Origin of the sequence: Clostridium ljungdahlii DSM 13528, assembly GCF_000143685.1 — a bacterium.
Lineage (GTDB): Bacteria > Bacillota > Clostridia > Clostridiales > Clostridiaceae > Clostridium_B > Clostridium_B ljungdahlii.
Genome location: NC_014328.1, coordinates 1811754 through 1831616 on the forward strand (window position 1 = coordinate 1811754; position 19863 = coordinate 1831616).

The 19863-nt window shown below is 27.8% G+C and carries 17 protein-coding genes; all 17 read left to right on the plus strand.

The annotated features are described in order from the left end of the window. Positions 1 to 11 precede the first annotated feature (11 nt). The 17 genes from CLJU_RS08180 (at position 12) to CLJU_RS08260 (ending at position 19851) form a co-directional block, all read left to right on the plus strand. On the plus strand, positions 12 to 329 hold the full coding sequence (locus CLJU_RS08180; RefSeq protein ID WP_013238329.1) for a hypothetical protein: 318 nt from the start codon (positions 12 to 14) through the stop codon (positions 327 to 329). Between the two features lie 2 nt (positions 330 to 331). Next, the gene (locus CLJU_RS08185; protein WP_013238330.1) at positions 332 to 913 is read left to right on the plus strand and encodes a hypothetical protein; all 582 of its coding nucleotides are present in this window, start codon (positions 332 to 334) and stop codon (positions 911 to 913) included. Between the two features lies 1 nt (position 914). Continuing rightward, positions 915 to 1139, plus strand: a complete 225-nt coding sequence (locus tag CLJU_RS08190; RefSeq protein ID WP_013238331.1) for a hypothetical protein — start codon at positions 915 to 917, stop codon at positions 1137 to 1139. Between the two features lie 83 nt (positions 1140 to 1222). Further along, positions 1223 to 1789, plus strand: a complete 567-nt coding sequence (locus tag CLJU_RS08195) for a capsid assembly scaffolding protein Gp46 family protein (protein WP_013238332.1) — start codon at positions 1223 to 1225, stop codon at positions 1787 to 1789. Positions 1790 to 1866: 77 nt separating this feature from the next. After that, on the plus strand, positions 1867 to 2697 hold the full coding sequence (locus CLJU_RS08200) for a hypothetical protein (protein ID WP_013238333.1): 831 nt from the start codon (positions 1867 to 1869) through the stop codon (positions 2695 to 2697). Positions 2698 to 2876: 179 nt separating this feature from the next. Further along, complete coding sequence (locus tag CLJU_RS08205) at positions 2877 to 3062, plus strand: hypothetical protein (protein ID WP_013238334.1); 186 nt, start codon at positions 2877 to 2879, stop codon at positions 3060 to 3062. 5 nt (positions 3063 to 3067) lie between these two features. After that, the gene (locus CLJU_RS08210) at positions 3068 to 3397 is read left to right on the plus strand and encodes a helix-turn-helix domain-containing protein (RefSeq protein ID WP_013238335.1); all 330 of its coding nucleotides are present in this window, start codon (positions 3068 to 3070) and stop codon (positions 3395 to 3397) included. Positions 3398 to 3413: 16 nt separating this feature from the next. Then, positions 3414 to 3551, plus strand: coding sequence for a hypothetical protein (locus CLJU_RS08215; RefSeq protein ID WP_156496174.1), 138 nt, complete (start codon positions 3414 to 3416; stop codon positions 3549 to 3551). 248 nt (positions 3552 to 3799) lie between these two features. Next, positions 3800 to 4552, plus strand: coding sequence for a hypothetical protein (locus CLJU_RS08220; RefSeq protein WP_156496175.1), 753 nt, complete (start codon positions 3800 to 3802; stop codon positions 4550 to 4552). A 72-nt stretch (positions 4553 to 4624) separates the two neighbouring features. Then, positions 4625 to 4816, plus strand: a complete 192-nt coding sequence (locus CLJU_RS08225) for a hypothetical protein (RefSeq protein ID WP_013238337.1) — start codon at positions 4625 to 4627, stop codon at positions 4814 to 4816. A gap of 14 nt (positions 4817 to 4830) precedes the next feature. Continuing rightward, a complete protein-coding gene (locus CLJU_RS08230; RefSeq protein WP_013238338.1) occupies positions 4831 to 5865 on the plus strand; it encodes a hypothetical protein in 1035 nt (344 codons plus the stop codon). Between the two features lie 478 nt (positions 5866 to 6343). Next, positions 6344 to 6865, plus strand: coding sequence for a hypothetical protein (locus tag CLJU_RS08235; protein WP_013238339.1), 522 nt, complete (start codon positions 6344 to 6346; stop codon positions 6863 to 6865). Between the two features lie 31 nt (positions 6866 to 6896). Beyond that, positions 6897 to 7871 (plus strand): hypothetical protein, encoded by a 975-nt coding sequence (locus CLJU_RS08240; RefSeq protein ID WP_013238340.1) that lies wholly within the window; start codon positions 6897 to 6899, stop codon positions 7869 to 7871. Between the two features lie 134 nt (positions 7872 to 8005). Continuing rightward, positions 8006 to 9394 carry a hypothetical protein gene (locus CLJU_RS08245; RefSeq protein WP_013238341.1) on the plus strand — a complete coding sequence of 463 codons (1389 nt, stop codon included), beginning with the start codon at positions 8006 to 8008 and terminating at the stop codon, positions 9392 to 9394. An 82-nt stretch (positions 9395 to 9476) separates the two neighbouring features. Then, the gene (locus tag CLJU_RS21285; protein ID WP_013238342.1) at positions 9477 to 17813 is read left to right on the plus strand and encodes a phage tail tape measure protein; all 8337 of its coding nucleotides are present in this window, start codon (positions 9477 to 9479) and stop codon (positions 17811 to 17813) included. Positions 17814 to 17884: 71 nt separating this feature from the next. Then, positions 17885 to 18286 carry a hypothetical protein gene (locus tag CLJU_RS08255; protein ID WP_013238343.1) on the plus strand — a complete coding sequence of 134 codons (402 nt, stop codon included), beginning with the start codon at positions 17885 to 17887 and terminating at the stop codon, positions 18284 to 18286. Continuing rightward, positions 18286 to 19851, plus strand: coding sequence for a terminase large subunit domain-containing protein (locus CLJU_RS08260; RefSeq protein ID WP_013238344.1), 1566 nt, complete (start codon positions 18286 to 18288; stop codon positions 19849 to 19851). Before CLJU_RS08255 ends, CLJU_RS08260 begins: the two co-directional genes overlap by 1 nt. Positions 19852 to 19863 lie beyond the last annotated feature (12 nt).

Consider the following 19863-nt stretch of genomic DNA (forward strand, 5'->3'; position numbering starts at 1 on the left):
GAGTGAACATTTTGAAGTTAGAAGAAAAAAGAAAAGCAAGAGAAGAAGAATTAAAAAAGAAGCCGACAGATGAATTATATGATTATATTTTTAAGAAAAAGTATACTGAAAGCCAACTGGATTTATATTTTGACATAATTGAAAATCAAAAATACTTTATTAATGAACTAAATAATGTTTGTAATGAACAAAATAAGATGATAAGAGATATTTTTGATGCTAAACATTGTCAAGACAATATACTTGAAGCCGCAGCAAAAGCCGAAAATATTCAATCAAAATTGCAAGAGATTTCAGATGAAATGAATAACAGAGAAGGAGAGGAATAATTTTGAAAATAAGTGATTTTAACAAGGATAGGGAACTACAATTTTATGTTGATGAATCAGGCAAGGAACAATCCAAAATAGTAGAACCAACAGCACTAGAAGGTAAAATTAAATTTCATGCTTTAAATAAGGAGATACTGAATAAAGTAAGTGCTGCAATTAATAGAAAAGCAATTGAATATGATGAGTTGACTTATAAGGTAATTCCCATAATTACAAATGTAGAAATGGATATATCACTTCAGGATTTTAAAGCATTATTAAGTTTGCCACCAAATAATTTATTTATAAATTTTATTGACCAGATTAATAATGAATTTATAAATTTAGTCCAGAGGGTAAATAAATTTAAGCAAGATATAAGTAAGGTAAATGATGAAATTAATAAAAGTATCGAGAGTCTTCCAAAAGAATTAAAAGATAAGGTTGAGGAAGCAAAACTTACAGATGAAGAAAAATTAGCAAAAATAGAACAATTATATTCTGAAGAAAAGGACACCAAAAAGAAACATGACTTATTATTAGAATTAGCTAAATTACAATCAATCCTAGATAGAAAAAAGAATAATGAAGGAGAAATGTAATATGGCAAAATATAATGGTGTATATAGTTTTGAAGGAGATAAAGCAATTTTTATTGATAACAATGATAATGAGTTAGAGATTAAAACTAAGCATATAAATGGAGAAGATTTAATTTCTTTGAATGAAGCTGAAAAATTAGCAAGGTGGGCTATAAAGAATGGCAATTTAAAAGGATACGATTTACTAGAAAAGGTTAATATAGCAAGAATCAGATATTGTAAATAATAAAAATTTAAAATAAATAAGGGCTTGATATAAAAACTTGTATAAGGGTTTATATCAAAGAACTTGAAAGGATGGATAATAATATGGATTTTAAAGAATTAGGTTTATCAGATGAACAATCTGCAAAAATAACAGAATATGTTACAGGAGAGGTTTCAAAAGCTAAAGAAGGATTTAAGGACTATGTATCTCAAGAAGACTTAAATAAAAGTATTCAATCTGAAACTGATAAAGTAAGAACTGAGTATAGTAAGAAATTAAAGGATGCTACAGACGAATTGAATAAGTACAAGCCAGTAGAGAAATCTGATGGTGAAATTGAAATGGAAAAACGTCTTAAAGTGTTGGAAGACAAGGAAAAAGAAGTTGCTCAGAAAGAGAAGGTTATGAATATTTCCAATAAATTAGAAGAGAGGGGGCTACCAAAACAACTAAGCAAATATTTAGTAGGTGCAGAGGATTTAGAAACTTCTATGGCAGAAATAAAAGAATTATTCAATAATGCTCAAATTCAAAATGGCTTCAAACCAGATAGCCATAAATCTAAAGAAGATAGTATTACTAAAGAACAGTTCCAAAAGATGGGACTAATGGACAGAATGAATTTATTCAAAACAAATCAGGAATTATACGAAAAATTAAGCAAATAAAAAGTTACTTATCTATAAAAGATAGGTGGCTTTTTTATTATAATCAAAATTTTAAATAAGAAAGGAAATGATATTTTATGACACTTATAATACCTCAAGTATATAGCCAAATAGTAAGAGAAAAATTTTTAGGTAAAATAAGGGTTGCTTTACTTGCAACACCTATAGGTGATTTACCAGAATTTGCACAACAGGGAGATACAATACATTTTCCTAAATGGAAAATAATAGGAGATGCAACAGAAGTTGTTAAAGGTACTCAATCTGCAATAGAAACATTAGATCAGGATGATTCTACTGCAAAAATTAAATTCATTGATAAAATTGTTAGATGCTATGACTATGATAGTGTTACCGAAATTGGTAATCAGTTAGAAGAAGCTTCAAGCCAACAAGCTGTAGTATTTGCGAGGGCATTAGATACAGATTTATGCACAGAAGCTTCAACTACAGATCTTAAAACTGCTACAGCAAGTGCGACAGCTATAACAGCAGCAGAATTAGATACTGCATTAGCTAATTATGGTGATGATGCTGATGTGGATGATATGGCAGGAATTGTTGTAAATAGTAGAATAGATAGTTCTTTCTATTCAATGGATGAATTTGTTGATGTGAATAAAACATTTACACAGACAGGAAATGGTATAGTTAGAAATGGTATGATTGGTTATTTTAGGGGAATACCAGTTTTTCATAGTAATCATGGTACTTTTGATTCTACTACAAATGAGTGTAAATCATTCATTATAAAGAAAGATGCACTTGGTTATAAGGAAAAGAAGGCAATAAACATAGTAGAAGAACGTGAAGAAAAACTTCATTGTTCTGATATTGTGGGTTCGTATATGTACGCAGTTAAAATGCTTACAGATGGAATAATTATGCTTAAAAAGACCATAGCATAATTAATTTATACATATTTAAGAAGTAAGAATTTATGTTAAATAAGAATAAATAACAGGAACAGGGTAAAGTATATTATATATTTTTACCTTATTTTTATTATTTACTCTTATTTAGTGTAGGTTCTTACTTTTTTTAGTGATTTTGTTAACATAAATCAATTAATTAAGGAGCGTTTTGTATGAAAAAAGATTTATTTACAAGAGAAGAAGTACAACAAATTGTAGATGGCTATGTAAATTTAATACAAAAACAAGAAGACATGATACAAAAATTATACAAGCAAATAAATCAAGACAACATACAGTTTCAAAAAAATAATCAAATATTATATAGAATAAGTAAAGTAATAGAAAGTGAGGAATAAAATAAATGTTATCACCAGAAAGAATGAAATTTTTACGCCAATTACATAATTTGTCACAGAAGGATATTGGAGATTATATGGGAGTTTCAAAAAATTATATATCTCAGATTGAAAATAGGAAACATACTTTTTCACATGAACAGTATGAAAAATATATAAATGCTATTTATGCGGTATCTACAGCAAAGAAAAAGCAAAAAGAAGATACTACTGCAATATTAGATGATGTCAAAGAAGTTGAACAAGATAATAAGGATAAAGAGAAGGTTGAAAAGATTGAAGAAATTCAGGGACATGAAACAGATAAAAACTCAAGTAAAAAAGCCAATAAGTAAGGAAGAAAAATTTAATTTGATGATGAAAGAATTTAAGAAAAAAAGTAATGAAATAATAAAAGACTCTCAGCATAAAAAACATACAAAATCTGAAGAGCATAAATTAAAAATAAAAATTAATACTAACAGAAAACTTAAAAATGCTAAAAAATAGAAAGGTGTGAAATAATGGGAAACAACAAACCATAAACTCTAATTCTTCTTATTATGGAGAGAATTAGAGTGTTAAAAACCTATTAATACAATGGGTATATTATTGAATAAAAGATTAAAGTAGTGATATAAAATAAGTAAATGTAGTAGAAGAGTTGGAGAATTAAGTTTTAAATTCCCAACAAATATATGGATAAAGAATACAAACAAAAATACCCTGAGTGGACACGAGATGGAAAGAAATATTATATGACAATGAGTGATGATTTGGACTCATTTTTTAGTTGTCTTTTACTGGAAAAAATATTAGGTTATAAAGTTACACACTATTATGATTTTGATGGACTATATCAAGGTGATAATTATATTTATGATGGAACTATACTGGTAGGAGTTGATATGGATATAGTTAAACCTGGATATAGAGTATGGGGAAATCATTGTACTTGTAGTAAGAATAATCTTAATGCATCTAATATCAATAATATAGAAAAAATAAATCTAAATAACTATACTGCAAAATATGCAGGTTCGACTTTGCTGCAAATAATTAGCTATTATAACTTAGATATTAGTATGTTAAGTGAGGAAGCAATGATGATACTTTTGGCAGTAGATACAACTTTTAAAATGTATTCATTTAATAAAAATAATTGCAAATATTATTTAGTGGACATACTAGAGTTACCAGAACTCTATGCATTATGTGAAGAACATAGTCAAGAAGAATTTTATGATCTAATAAAAAAATATAACTTACATGAAAAAATATACATAGAAAATGGTGTGTTAGAAACTAAGATTGATTTAAAGTCTTTAGAAGAAATATTTAACATGCCTTTTATTTTACCAAAAAATAAGTTTGAATTGGTACATACATATGAAAACATAGGATTACATTACGATGGATATAAGAGAATTAAAAAACAACTAGAAGCAGAAGGAAAACAAATCTTTACTAAAGCATGGACACAAAGAACTTATGTAAAAATTAGTTATTAAATTTAGATTAGAAGATACACATGAAAATTGTGTATCTTTTTTAATTAAATGAGTATAGTAGGAGGAATTATAATGAAAGAAAGTAAAAAATATACAAATATAGACAATAAATATTTAGCAATGGCATTGAGTTTTTTAGGATTGAGATTTTATAAATTTACAGATGATACAGGGAGATTGGTATATAGTTTTGAAAAAAATGATAAATTTGATTTGGCATTACATAAATTATTGATGTTAAAAAAAGAATTTAAAGCAAATTAGAAAGGATAAAAAATATGAATACAAGCAAATTAGAATTAAATAAAGAATATAAGAATTATAAAGTATTATGTATAATATTAGAAGAAAAAATTAAAAATGGTAAATCAAAAAAATTACAATTGCAAGATTGGAGTAGATATTTTAAATATCATAAAATTGGTAATAAATTTATTATTGATGAAATATATGATACTCCAAAAGAAAAAATTGATAATAGAAAAGGGCATAGTGGTAAAAATAAAAACAGTAGAAATAATTGTATTTATGGTGGTTCTGTAGATATAATATTATCTGATTATTTTAAAAATACAAGTAATGCAATAATATATAAAACTACAAATCAATTAGCAGTACAAGCAGGATTGATTAATAGAAATTATAGTTCTGCATTTAGTAATAAACATAATTTTTTTAAATATTCTACTAAAGATACAGAATTAAATTCAACAGCAGGTTTTGATTTTTTTAGTTTTTGCAAAGGTTCATTAAAAGATATTATTAGAAAATCTTTACAAAGATTATATTCTTTAAAATATATTATTTTTGAAGAAACTTATTTACTTTCTTATCAATATGAAGTTAGAAGAGCAACAGAGGAAGAAATTCAAATTATCGAAAATATAGAACAGCAAGTATTAAAAGATATGCAAATAGATAACAAAAACAAACTACAGTATAATGATAAATTAAGGAAAAGATATTATGATAAAATAAATAATTTAGCAATGGATAAAATAGATAATTTAGATGTGCTTTATATTGGATATAAGATAACTATAAATAAAGATAATATACCAGATGAAAAACATGATATTCAACAGTTAAGAGAAGAATTAAATAAATTATTTAAAGAAAGAACTCTTATGAAAATGCAAAAAAGAAAAGATAAATATGTAGAAGGTAATCCTTATATTGGACAACCTAGTCCATTTTGGGAAGAGTTTGTGCTAGAAAGATTAAATGAAAATTATATGCAGTATGCTAATTATATATGTAATATGTTATTGGATCTAAAGACGAAAGATATAAGAGATTACTTAAAATTATAAAAAAGTTGGCACTTTTTCAAAACCTTATATAAATAAAAATAATATATTATATAGAGTTTTAAAAAAGTGCCAACTTTTGATATTCTAATAAATCAAAAAATCTAATAAACACTAAATTTGATTGGGTTGCGACTAAGCAAACCCATATCAAATTTATGAGGGACTTGCAAAAGTCCCGAACCTCTTACATATTAAGTTTATAGTCAAAGACCTTTTTCAATTTATTAATCTTTATTCAAGTTTCCACGCCAAGTAAGGCGTTCCACTTTCATAAAGAGTTAATAAATTGAGAGTTGGATTTTTAAAAAGGATAAATTTATTAATATCATAAATACCAAAAAGATAATTCAAAAACATTTTAAGTAAAAATTGTATGTAATCATATGTTTTAGAAGGATTTAGTCGTAAATTTGTAGAATACTAATAATATATGAATAAATTGTGAATAGACATAAATATATGAGGGGGATTATATTTTATGAAAAGAACTAATAAAGCTTATATCGTAATAATATTAATTATTATAGGTACAGCATTTGCACCAGTAATTGCTCATAAATTACAATCTAGTAAAGACACTATATCTACATCTCAAGTGGATACTCAAAATGATAATAGTAGTACAAGTACTAATCAAGATAATGATAGTACCTCTCAAATAGGTACACAAACTGATAATAACAGTACACAACAAGATAATGATAGTACTTCTAAACCTGACAATAGTGCAACAACTAATAAGTCCACAGATTTTAAAGAAGGTGAAGAAATCACATTATCAGAGGATGCTTCAGTATGTTCGTCAAAAGATAATGTAGATAAAATGATTAATTATTTACAAAATAAAAATGAGCAAGCGATTGAAAATATGGAGAATAAAGGAGAAGCAAAGGTTATTCCTAAAGGATCTAATATAACAATAGTTAAATTGGGTATTGTGGTAGAAATAGAGGATTCTAACGGACAAGATTGGTATGCACCTTATGAAGTTTTTAAATAATATATAGAACCAGAAGGGGGATTTTATTAATATGGAGAAAATTAATATGCTTTTAAAAAGGCATAAGATTTTAATTTTTGCAGTAGTTATTATAATTTTTATTGCAGTATTTGGAGGTTATCAATATAAAGTATATGCTGATAATAGAAACTTCGATAATAATATTACACAAGCTGAAAGCTATTATAAATCAGATCAATTTATTAAAGCTAAAGGATATTATCAAGCTGCTTTAAAATATAAGGATAGCAATGATATTAAAAAGAAGATAAAATTGTGTGATGATATGAAATCTTCATATGATAACTTTAATAATGGAGTGAGTCTTTTTAATAAAAAAGATTATTTAAATGCTTATAATAGTTTCAAAGAAGTAATATCAGAAGATAAAAAAAGATATGATAAAGCTAAAACTAAAGCTGATGAAAGTGCAACTTTATATATTAATGATCAAATAGTCAAAGCAAAAGATTCAGCAAATAAAGCAGAATACCAAGATGCAATTAATTGTATGGCTCAAGTTATGGAAATTAACTCAGATAATAAAAAGGTTAATGAATTGGAATCACAAGCCAAACAGTTAAAAAGTCAATATGAATCACAATTGCAGCAAAAAGATAAACAGGATGCTATAAATAATGCAAGAAGTATAATTCATGTAACAAGTATATATACAAGTGAACCTAATACTGCTAGTGGTGTTGATTTACACATAGTTTGGACAAATACCTCAAATAAAGTTGTAAAATATGCAAAATTTGAAGTTGTACCATATAATGCAGTTGGAGATCCACAAGAATGTACTATAAGACATGAACCAAGTTTTAAAGGGCAAGCTACAGGGCCGATTAATCCAGGTCAAACATGGGGATATGAAAAATTATGGGAAAATGCATGGTATAATAGTACAATTGTTAAAGCTCAAATAAATCAAATTGATATAACATATATGGATGGTACAACTGCAACATTAGATAAAGACCAAGTTCAATATGTTTTGAATTAAATAATATTTGTTATGGAATTTGATGGCATTGTATTTTTAAATCAATGAACATCATCACTATATGTGGTAGAAGTATGTACCTAATATACTATATTTTGTGGTATAATAATATATAAGTTTAGAGGAGATGGTGTTTGTTGCATTCTATTGCGAATAATAAAGTAGTTATGACTATGCAAGAGAGAATTTTAATTATGAACAGTAGCATTTGTGATGAAAAAGGGAATTTAAAAAGAGTATTAAAATGTTTTGACAAAAGTATAAGAGAAAAAGATCTACAAAAGATAAAAGATATAGATTTTGAAGTTTTTCAATTAATTAAAACTAGAGATGCTATAGAGGAAATAGAAAATAATATGTCTACTGAATGGAAACCTACAAGGTATAACGGAATAATAAAAGAGCCTTGTCAGTTATGTGGAAATCGAAAATCAGAAGAAAAATTCACTATAAGAAACAAGTCGAATCATAATGAGTTATTAGTTGGGACAAGATGTATTCATAGATTTGATAATTTAGAAGATAAACTAAGTGGCATTCCAGTAGATCAATATGCTAAATATGCTAAAACAAGTCCTCAAAAATTGAAGAGAATTATATATTTTAATAGTATATGTCCTGATGGAAAATCTATATTCCTAATTTGGAAACATAAATATGAGAAATTTGATATATTATTTCCTAAAAATTATGATATTGAGTTTTCAAATATATTAAAACTAAGTAAGCGAATTTATAATTCTTATATAAATGGTAAAATTCCTCAAAAACAAGTAAATACTTTTAAAAAATGGGTTAATGAATTTAATTATTTCTATAAGAAATGTGAGCAGTTCTATAATACGCATAAAGATGATAAGTATGTTTGTACTAGAAAAATTGCTGATTTTTTATTAAAAAGTAAATTGAATACAACTTTAGAGTACATACAAAGAACTGGTGAAATAAAGAAGGAAGTTGCTCCGTACGTATATCATATTGATTTTATTAAAAGATTTAAAAAAGATATAGAAAAAGTATTTCTACAATATAAAATAATATTAAAAGGGATTAATAATAATTACGTTATATTTTCATATGAATATAAACAATTTGCAGCAGTATTTTTAGAGGTGTCATTAAAGAATTTTACTAGACAATTTTATTCTATCTTTTATGGTAATGTACAATATGATGAATATAATTTGTTTTCAGAATTAAATGTATGTAATGATTATGATAGTGTATATAATTTTATAGGTATATTGAATGGTTTATTAAAGCACAGTCAATATAAATTTTATATTAATAATGAATTATATAATAAACAAGTGATGGAATTACAAAACAAGAATACAGAACAATATACTAATATTGAGTTAAATAATTTTTTAAAGAAACATATGTATGTTTTTTATATGAATGAAAACAGTGCAAGAATAAAAATGTTAAGTTATATTAAGAAAGTAAAAGGTTGGAAAGATCAGATGGATAAAGACAAATACGACATTGGCGATATTAGTAGTGAGTGGTCAGTAAATTAAGTTTATAAGAAGTTAGTTAAAGAACTTATAGAAATATAGGTTCTTTTTTTTATACAAAAAATTAGAAAGGAGTAAATAATATATGGCAGATGGATTAAAAATAGGTTGGAATCAAGAAAATTTAAACCAAATGATTCGACAAATTGAAGAAATGAAAAATAAAGTTACAGAGAATAGCGTAAATATTTCTATAAATAAAGATAGTGTACTTAGTCAATTGGATTCTATGATCTCAGGGATTAAGAATATGCAAGAAAAAGCTTCAACTCCAATAGATATACAAATAAATACAACCAAAAGTCAAGAAGAATTGGCTAATATCAAGGGTAGTTTTGAAGATATAGCAAATGCATATAAGAATTTAGGTAATGCAAGCTTTAGTTCTATTAATTTTGATGGTAATGGTATGTTGAAAGACTTTACTATTCAATTGGAGCAGGTCAATGGACTTATAGATAAAGTAAAATATAATGCTAAAGACTTTGTGGATGGACAGAATAATATGACTCCAATATCATTTAAGGTGGATAATATTAAACAAATTAATGATATTGATAAAGTAATAGATAAGGTAGAAAACTTTAAAAATAAATATAATGATGCTATTAGAGATTTACAAGGCAATGGCAATGTTAAAGAAAGTTCTATAGGTGAATTCCAAAAGCAATTAGATTCTTTAAATACAACTAATTTTAAGGAAAAAGCTAATGAAATAAAAAATACATATAACGATTTATTAAATCAACAGAAACAATATACTACTGAATTAAAACAACAGGAACAATTAAGTAATTTTGTTACTGTTCAGAAAAATAAATTAAATAATACAAGAAGTGGATATAATGGTAAATTAGATACTGGCAGTACACAGTATCTTGAACTAGAAGTTACATATGGAAAATTAATAGAGGAATTAAATACATATAAAAAGGAAGGAAAAGCACTTACTACAGAGGAAACCAATGATATTAAAGAGAGAATAAACAATTTTGGCAGAGAAAAGAATTCTATATTAGAAGTTACAAATACTATAAAACAACAAGAAAATGCTGTAGATGGATTAAAAAATAAATTTGGTAATATTATACCTACTAGCAAAATAAATCAAATAAAAGAAGCATTACAAAGTTTATATAAGTCAAACGATTTAAAAGGAGATAGCAATGCTATTTCCCAAGAAATAGAAAAATTAAAACAATTAGCAAATGAAGTTCAAAGAGTAAAAGGATTTGGCTCTAATGCAGGTACTTTTAGTGGTACAGGAATAAATATGGGTTCTAGTTTACAAGACATAGAAGAATTTATTCAAAAGACAGTAAGTGCTAAAGCTAGTATAGATAATATAAAAGAAAGTATGGATTCTTTAGGAAATAAGGTTAAGACGGTTACTTATAGCGTTAATGAAGGTAATGGTGTAATTAGTAAACATAAAATGACGATAGATGAGGACACAAGCTCTTTGTATAATATTGCTACTGGACTACAAAATGCAAGTTCAAAAAATAGTTCTTTTAGTTCTAGTATAGGTAATGCGGTTAAGAATCTTGCACTCTACGCAACGGGAGCAGGGCTTGCTTATGAAGCAATTAACAAAATCAAAGATGCTATCGACAACGTTAATAGTGTAAATAAATCACAGGCAAATTTGCAGATGGTAACTGGAATGAATCAAGATCAAGTTAAAGGACTTACTAAGCAATATACAGATTTAGCAAATCAGCTTCATGTTACCCAAAGTCAAGTGTTATCAAGTGCTGAGAATTTCCTTAGAGCAGGTCATAGTGTACAAGAATCTATGGGACTAATAAAAGCTACCAATATAGGGGCAGCATTAAGTGGTCAAGACGCAAAGGATGTAGCAGATCAATTAATAGCTATTTCTAATGGATTTAGGATGAATACGTCTAATGCAAAAGAATTAAATGATGTAGTTTCAAAACTCACCGTTGCAGATAATGAAAGTGCTACCAGTTTTAAGGAAATAGCAACAGCAATGCAGGGATCAAGTAATATGGCACAATCTGTAAAAGTAGATTTTAATCATCTGTTAAGCTATATAAGTACAGTATCTAGTGTTAGTAGAAGAAATGCAAGTAGTATAGGTCAATCTTTTGTTGCACAATTTGCACGATATCAAAATGTAAAAGGTGGACAAAAATTTGATGCTGAAAATCAAGATTTATCAAACGTTGAGAGGGATTTACATAAATATGCTGATATAAATTTAAGGTCTGATTCTAAAACTTTTAAATCATATGAAACGGTTATAGATGATCTAACTAAGAAGTGGGGAAAACTCGATGAGGTGTCTAGGGCTGCCATATCAAAAGCCATGGCGGGAACGACACATGCTGAAGATTTCCAAGTGTTAATGAATAATATGGACAAAGTTAATGGAATGATGAAAGATTTAGGTAATGCTTCAGGTTATGCAGAAAAACAATATGAAAAAGTATTTGCTAAAAGTACACAAGCAAGAATTAATGATTTTAAAAATAGTTTAACTGGTTTATATCAATCAATGATTTCTAGTGAATCTATAAATAAGGGTTTAAATGCTTTAACAGGTTTTATAAAAACATTGGATACATTAGCAACTACGAGTAAAGGTTCTGGTGTTGCATTAGCAGGATTAGCAGCAAGTATGGTATTAATAATAACTAAAGGAAAAGCTATTACAGGATTATTTACACAAATAGGAATAGTATTAAGTAATTTTATGATTGTAGCTAGTAAAGCAGGAGTAGTAGCTGGATTAGCAGATACATTCAATATATTGGCAACTTCTATAAAAGGCGTAACAGTAGCATTACTTACTAATCCATTAACATTGACAATTGCAGCTTTAGGAGTAGCCACAGCAGTAATAATAAAGCATGTAGAACATCAAAAAGAATTAAAAGAACAAACGGATGGTTTAAGAGATTCTTATGTTACGTTAACTCAAGCGATGAAGGATAATGATAGTGCTAGTATAAGTTCATCTTCTAAAAATTTAAAATCTTCACAGGAACAGTTACAAAATTTAATTAAACAAAGAAATGAATTACAAAAACAAATGAATAGTTCTCCTAATATAGGAGATCCAAGGGTAGATGCTCCAATAAAAAATATGAATGCTAGTAAGTTAGATGATGTAAATAAAAAAATAAAAGAGCAGGAACAAGTATTATCTGATGCAGGAGTAGCTTTTAATAAAACCACTGGAGAGGTAATGGCTTTAACTGTTGCAGAAAGTAGAATAGAAACAAATGGTGTGGTAGATAAAATTAAAGATACTACTCAAGCTGAAATAGACCACAAAGATGAAATTATAAAATTAGGAAATGAATATAACAATTTAGCTCAAATACAGAAACCTAGCATAGATCAACAACAACAAATGAGTGATTTAGCACAAACTTTAAGTAATAATGTTTCTGGATTAACAACAGTAAAAGATAAAGATGGTAATGTAACTATAAAAAATAATGGTTTATTAAATGCAGAAATATCTATATTAGGTGATGAAGGAGTCTCCGTAGATAAATTAAAGCAAATTAAATTAGATGCTGCGAAATCTAATGAACAAGTGCAAATTGGAGAAACTACTGTTACATACGAACAAGCTAAAGCAAGAGTTCAAATATTAAATGATGAAGCTAATGCTTGGACTGGTGTTGCTAATATGTCTGAATTACCAGATTCTACAAGAAAGATGGCTCAGGGTTTTGCTAAAAATAGTAAACAGAAAGCTAATGATATACAAGCTTATATAAATAATATTGATAATACTTATAATAAAGCCATGAGTGATACTACTTCATCAACACAAGCATTAACAGATGAAAACAATAATGGATATACTCCTAGCGAAGACGGAGCAACTTCATCTACTAAGAAAAATACAGAAGCACAGAAAGCACAGAAAGCAATAATAGATAAAGTAAAAGAAGCAACTAAAGAATATGAAACAGAATTAAAAAATCTTGACAATATTGAATATAAATTAGAAGATAATTTGAAACATATGGATGAAACATCGGAAAAATATCGTCAAGGATTAAGAGAAGAAATAGATATATTAAAGCAAAAAGAAGGTTTTTTACAAAAAGGAATAAATTTAAATAATTCTAGTATGGGAGCATTAGGAGGATATGCTAGTGGAGCAGGTTCTCAATTAGGCGAAGAGGTAGCACAATTAGCAGAACAATATCAAGGCGTACCTTATGTTCGAGGTGGTGCAGATCCTTCAGGTTTTGATTGTTCAGGATTAGTTCAATATGTATACTCACAACTTGGTATATCACTTCCTAGAACATCAGAAGAACAATTTACAGTAGGAACACCAGTAGATAAAGATAATTTACAACCTGGAGATTTAGTATTTTTTGAAGGTAGTTCTCCTGGACATGTCGCAATTTATACTGGAGGCGGAGATATTGTAGCGGCAACACATTCTGGAAGTGACGTAAAAGTAGAATCTTTAGATGATGTAGCTAATGCAGATGGATATAGTGGTGCTAGACGAATTGTTTCAGGAGGTTCTAGTAGTGAATCTTCTGTACCAAGTGAAATGACATATAAAGAAATTGTAGATGCAGCAGGTAGCAAATATGGTGTAGATCCTAACCTTATAGCAGCAGTAATAGAACAAGAAAGTTCATGGGAAGCTGACCAGAAAACTGGTGGTGCTGTAGGATTAATGCAACTTGAACCAGAAACAGCAGAATCTATGGGATTACCAAGAGATCAAAGAACAGATCCGTTAAAGAATGTAATGGCAGGAACTCAATATCTCGCTGGATTAATTAATAAGTATGGTGAAGAAAAAGGTGTAGCTCTTTATAACACTGGTGAATATGGTGGAGGAAATTATGGATATGCTAATTCAGTAGAAAGTAAAAAATCTGCATATGCTAGTGGTAGTAAATCCATTCCAAATAGTAGTGCAGATGTTAGTGGAGATACTGATGTACTATCTGAAATGGATGATTTAAATTCTAAAACAGCAGATTATCAAAAACAGTTAATAGATGCTCAAAGTAAAGTTTTTGATACATATACAAGAATTTATAATTCTCAATTAGATGAATTTAAATTACAGATAGATAATTATACTAAATTACAGGAATATAATAAGAATCAATACGATTTATTAAGGGAAACTGATTTTACTTCTGCTGATAAATATGCAAAAGCTGAATGGCAGGATGAAAATGATATTTATGGTGTGTTAACAAAAAAAGAAACATTTATTAAAGACCAACAGAAACAAAATGTTTATGACGAAGCTACTCTTGCTAAAATGAAACAAGATTTATTAGATACTCAAGAACAAGAAGTAGAAACCATTAATAAATTACATGATGAATTCACAGAATGGCAGGATAATGCTCTTACTGATGCTACTAAACACTATAAAGATCAATTAACTGAAATTCAAGCACAATTAGATTTAATAGATACTAAAGATAAAAATAATTATCAAGATGAGCTAGAATTGAATAAACAAGAATTAGAACAGCAAGAAGAAATTAAAGCAAGAACTGAAGAAAGATTACAAGCAATAAAAGAATTAATTGATGCTGAAAAAAATGATACTACAAAACAAGTATTGATTGATGAATATAATAAAATAAATAATGAATTATTAGCTACTTCAAAAGAAATAGCTTCTATAAATAATAGCATTGATGAATTAAATCTTGAAAATAAATTAAAATCATATGTAGATGATATAAAATCTGTTAATGATGAACTTGATGTATTAAATGATAAAACTGATTCTTCAAAAGCAAATGGAGAAACTATTGAAGATTTTGATAAAAAAATAGGTTATTATAATCAGATTAATGATGATTTACAGAAACAGATTGATCTTTATACACAACAAATTAAATTATGGCAAGATTTACGTAGTGAATTTGAAAAAGGTTCTGAATTATGGACGGAATATAATGATAAAGTTAATGATGCCCAAGGAAAATTAACAGAGTTAGAAAAAAATAAAATTGATAATGCTAAGAAAACGGAAGAATTAACTGAAAATCAAGTTCTTGATATAGCTGAAAATGCTATATATGGTGGTAAGACTCAACAAGAATTTGAAGATAATGCTAAAGCTAGAGAAAATGCCATTGATGAACAACTTAAATTAATGGATAAACAAGAACAGAATCTTCAAGAACAAGAAACTAGGAATAAAAATTTACTTGATTTAGAAGAAGCTAGAGTTAAATTACAGGAAGACCAATCTAATAAAAATGTACAGGAACTTACTAAGGATAAAAATGGTAACTGGCAATTTACATATGTAGCTAATCAGGATACTGTTGATCAAGATGAAAAAGATATGCGTGATAAAATGCAATCTAATAATGATTGGGAAAGACAAAATAAACAAAAACATGACCAAGATGCGTTGAATGATGAAAAAGAACAACTAGAAGAAGAAGTATCAATGCGACAAGAAGCTATGGAACGTATAAAAACTAATATTGAAAATAATTTTAATGACCAAAGAAATCTATTCACTACAGGTCAAACAGATATTGCTACAATCGTAGAAAATAGTTTATCACAAATATCTAATTTATACAGTAGTACATTCCCTGAAATCACAAATATTATAACAGAAAATGTTGAAGCACAAATAGCCGAAATGAATAAATTGAATCCTAATTTTGCTAATGTCCAAAATGCTATTACAGGAATTACTAATCCTCAAACACCAGCAGTTACACAACATGTAGTGTATGGAAGTGGAATTGACATCGATAATGCAAAGCAAATGTTTGGTACTGATGGAATTACATATGTGAACATAGACAAAGATCATATGACAGATGAACAACGTAAAAAAATTAAATTAGGAGATAATGATTTACTTCTTGGTGGTGCAGGTGTTACTTATGGAATTACAGAAAATCAAAATGGCGGTTCTGGAACTAGATTATGGGGACAAGATAGATATGCTACAAATGAAAAGATGGCAAATTGGTCAGAAGAAAATCAAGAAACTAAGCATTTTGTATTTGCGGCAGGAGAAGATCTAATAAATGCAAAGGCAATTTACGGTGATGCCTATACATATATACCTACAGATAGATGGACAGAAAAAGAATGGTCTGAATTACATACAAAAGCAGGAGATAAAGTAATAGGTTCACAAGATCGTACACCTGGATTAGTACTAAATGGTGCTACTCGTATATATGGACAAGATAGAAATGATACAGCAAATAAAATTGAAAATAATGCTTTAGATAAAGGTATTATTGATAAAAGAAATGTTTATGCTGGTGGAAAAGATTATGAAAGTGCTAAACAACTACTTGATAGTACATATTATAATCTTATAGATATATCTTCTAAGGATTTTGATGCTTCTAAAGTGAATTTAACTGGTGATGATTGGGTATTAGGAGGAGAAGCAGTAACTAGTTCACTTAACAATCAAATATCTCAGTCAAGAGCAAGAAGAATTTATGGACAGACCGCAGATGATACTAAAAAGGCATTAGAAAAAGCTAGAGATGATGATTTGGCAAATGTTCAAAAATATAATCAAAATGTCACTAAAAATATAAAACAAAGCACTCAGAAACAAACAGTGTTAATACAGGATGCTCAAACTAAGGAAAGTTATTCAATTGAAGTTGGAGCAAATACTAATTTAGATACAGTTATTGCAAGCATGGGTAATATTTATGATGTAACTAACGATGGCATGGGTAGAGTGGTTGTAACTGTAAATGACCATGTACAAGAGGCAATAGAATCATTTAATAAATTATTGGAGGCAGAGGCAGCAGCAGGAATTCAAGTTAGTTCATATACTCCAACAAAAATTGGGGATGTTGATACAAGACCAGTTGAGTATGCCACAGGTGCAGATGCTAAGATTTTGGAAGTCCAATATGGTGAAACTATTAGAATTTTACCTGGTACTGGATTTAGCCGAAGACCTGGCTCAACGAGATATGATACTAATAGATTATATCAAGAAGATTTAGCAAGAAAAGGATATCTACCTATTCATGATGCAGGTGATTTATATAAATATGCAGATGGAGGAAAGATTGATTATACTGGACTTGCAATAGTAGATGGAACTCCAAGTAAACCAGAAATGGTATTAAATTCAGATGATACATCTAAATATTTAGAAGCTTCAAAATTAATAAGAGATGTTGATTTAGATAAATCACTTAATGCATATCAATATATTCCAGATTTAATGCCGAATTTAATGAAATCTATACCTATGAATAATTTAATAAAGAATAATTGTAATCAGCAACCTACACAAGTATCTAATACTTTTAAATTTGATAAAGTAGAGTTGCCGAATGTTACAGACGTTGAAAGTTTTGTAAAAGAATTAGGTAATTTTGGAGTAAGGCAATTTACTAGTAGTTATGTAAATGGTTATTAATCAATAAGGAGAGTTGAAATATACTCTCCTTATTATTATTTGGATTTTTAAGAAAGGAGTAATTAATACATATGAAAAAGACTGTAAATAATGATATAAAAAAAATAATAAAATCTAATGTAAATAAAATATGTTATTTTGTTAAATGGTATGTGGACTCAGATAGAAGTGAAAAAAGTTATAATGATGAGATAAAAGGTATGACACAAGTTGAATATGATACTGCTATGAATGATTGGCTTGAGAGAGAAGATGTACAGGAAGCAATTAAAGCATATTTAAATCAAGTTAAAAATTTGAAAATGTTTGATATATATAATGCAATGTATAATAAGGCAGTAAAAAAGGGCGATGTAAATTCTGCTAAATGGTGTGAACAATTTTTTAAATCTGATTTCTTTAAAAATGGGGAAGATGAGGTTAATGAATATCTTAGTGGAATTAATATACCTGGATTGCAGGGTGATAACTAATGTCATTAAGTATAGAAAATGCTAAGAAATTAAAATATTTGTGGCAGGATGGACACGAAATTAAATGGATAGGAGCATTTATTAAAATAGTTAATAAAGATACAAAATTAGTACCTTTTATATTTACACCAGAGCAAAAAGAATTTGTTGAAGGATTAAATAAATTTAATATTGTACTTAAAAGTAGGCAATTAGGACTATCTGTATGTACAGTTGCTTTATCTATAAGACAATGTATTGTATATCCTAATAGTTGTTGCTTATTGGTTAGTCATGACCAGAAGAGTTGCAATACTATTTTTGATAAATTAAAGCAGCAGTTTAATTCACTACCTGATTGGCTCAGACCTCGAACAATTGCTAACAATAGACAGGAAATTAAAATGACAAATGGTAGTAAGATTACTTGTGTATGTGCAGGTAATAAAGATGTAGCAAGAGGTGATACATTGCATTTAGTACATTTATCAGAATTTGCATTTTGGAAAATGTCTAAGAAACAATTAAATAGTATTACTCAAGCACTTGCACCCGATGGAAAATTAATAATTGAGTCCACCGCAAATGGTTTAAACTATTTCCATGATCTATATTTCCAAGCAAAAAACAATGAAAATTCTTATAAATCATTCTTCTTTAATTGGATTGATGGTAGTACATTATTCAAAAAAGATTATGTAAATAGTGTCGAAATATATAAAGCAAAACATAATAATAAAATACTTACTAAAGAAGAATTAGATGATGAAGAATTGGAATTAACTAGATTAGGTGCTAGTATGGAACAATTAATGTGGAGAAGATTAAAAGTTGCTAGTAGTGGATTAGATGCTTTTCATCAGGAATATCCTTCTACAGATATAGAAGCATTCATAAACACAGGAGCAAACATATTCAACAATAAAAGAATTACAGATGTGCAAAGAAGTATTCCAAAGAATAATTACATAAAGAAAGATAATTTGATTGACTTGCCAGTATTATTGAAAAAATATTATGGTAAGTCATTTTTTATTTATAAGACAAAAAAAGTAGGAGAACGTTATTTTATTGGAGTAGATATGTCTGAAGGTGTTGGACAAGATTTTAGCGTATGTGAAGTATTCTCCCAAGATGGCGAACAGGTAGCAGAGTTTTATAATAATAAGATTAAACCTTATCAAATGGCAGAAATAATTGATACATTAGGTCATTACTATAATAAAGCAATATTAAATGTTGAAAGAGCCAGTGGTGGTAATAGTGTTATTGAAAGATTGAGATATACTTTCAAATATCAAAGAATATACAAACAAAAATTATTTGATGAAAATAATAAGATGATAACCAGATTGGGATTTGATACAAACGCTAAAAGTAAGGGAATTATTATAAATGATTTTGTTGAAAATTTTGATACTGGAGCAATACAAATTAATTCAGTAAGATTACTTCAAGAAATGCAGGTTTTTGAAATAAGTGATAGTGGTTCTATGGGTGCAGTTAGTGGCCAGCATGATGATAGTGTAATGGCTACAGCACTTGCATTATATATCATAAAGCATGGAATAAATTATAAATGGTAGAAAGGATTGATT

Excerpts from the sequence above, each read along its gene's own strand:
- CLJU_RS08190 (WP_013238331.1), top strand. The coding sequence starts at position 915 with ATGGCAAAATATAATGGTGTATATAGTTTTGAAGGAGATAAAGCAATT.
- CLJU_RS08195 (WP_013238332.1), top strand. The coding sequence starts at position 1,223 with ATGGATTTTAAAGAATTAGGTTTATCAGATGAACAATCTGCAAAAATA.
- CLJU_RS08200 (WP_013238333.1), top strand. The coding sequence starts at position 1,867 with ATGACACTTATAATACCTCAAGTATATAGCCAAATAGTAAGAGAAAAA.
- CLJU_RS08205 (WP_013238334.1), top strand. The coding sequence starts at position 2,877 with ATGAAAAAAGATTTATTTACAAGAGAAGAAGTACAACAAATTGTAGAT.
- CLJU_RS08210 (WP_013238335.1), top strand. The coding sequence starts at position 3,068 with ATGTTATCACCAGAAAGAATGAAATTTTTACGCCAATTACATAATTTG.
- CLJU_RS08220 (WP_156496175.1), top strand. The coding sequence starts at position 3,800 with ATGACAATGAGTGATGATTTGGACTCATTTTTTAGTTGTCTTTTACTG.
- CLJU_RS08225 (WP_013238337.1), top strand. The coding sequence starts at position 4,625 with ATGAAAGAAAGTAAAAAATATACAAATATAGACAATAAATATTTAGCA.
- CLJU_RS08230 (WP_013238338.1), top strand. The coding sequence starts at position 4,831 with ATGAATACAAGCAAATTAGAATTAAATAAAGAATATAAGAATTATAAA.
- CLJU_RS08235 (WP_013238339.1), top strand. The coding sequence starts at position 6,344 with ATGAAAAGAACTAATAAAGCTTATATCGTAATAATATTAATTATTATA.
- CLJU_RS08240 (WP_013238340.1), top strand. The coding sequence starts at position 6,897 with ATGGAGAAAATTAATATGCTTTTAAAAAGGCATAAGATTTTAATTTTT.
- CLJU_RS21285 (WP_013238342.1), top strand. The coding sequence starts at position 9,477 with ATGGCAGATGGATTAAAAATAGGTTGGAATCAAGAAAATTTAAACCAA.
- CLJU_RS08255 (WP_013238343.1), top strand. The coding sequence starts at position 17,885 with ATGAAAAAGACTGTAAATAATGATATAAAAAAAATAATAAAATCTAAT.
- CLJU_RS08260 (WP_013238344.1), top strand. The coding sequence starts at position 18,286 with ATGTCATTAAGTATAGAAAATGCTAAGAAATTAAAATATTTGTGGCAG.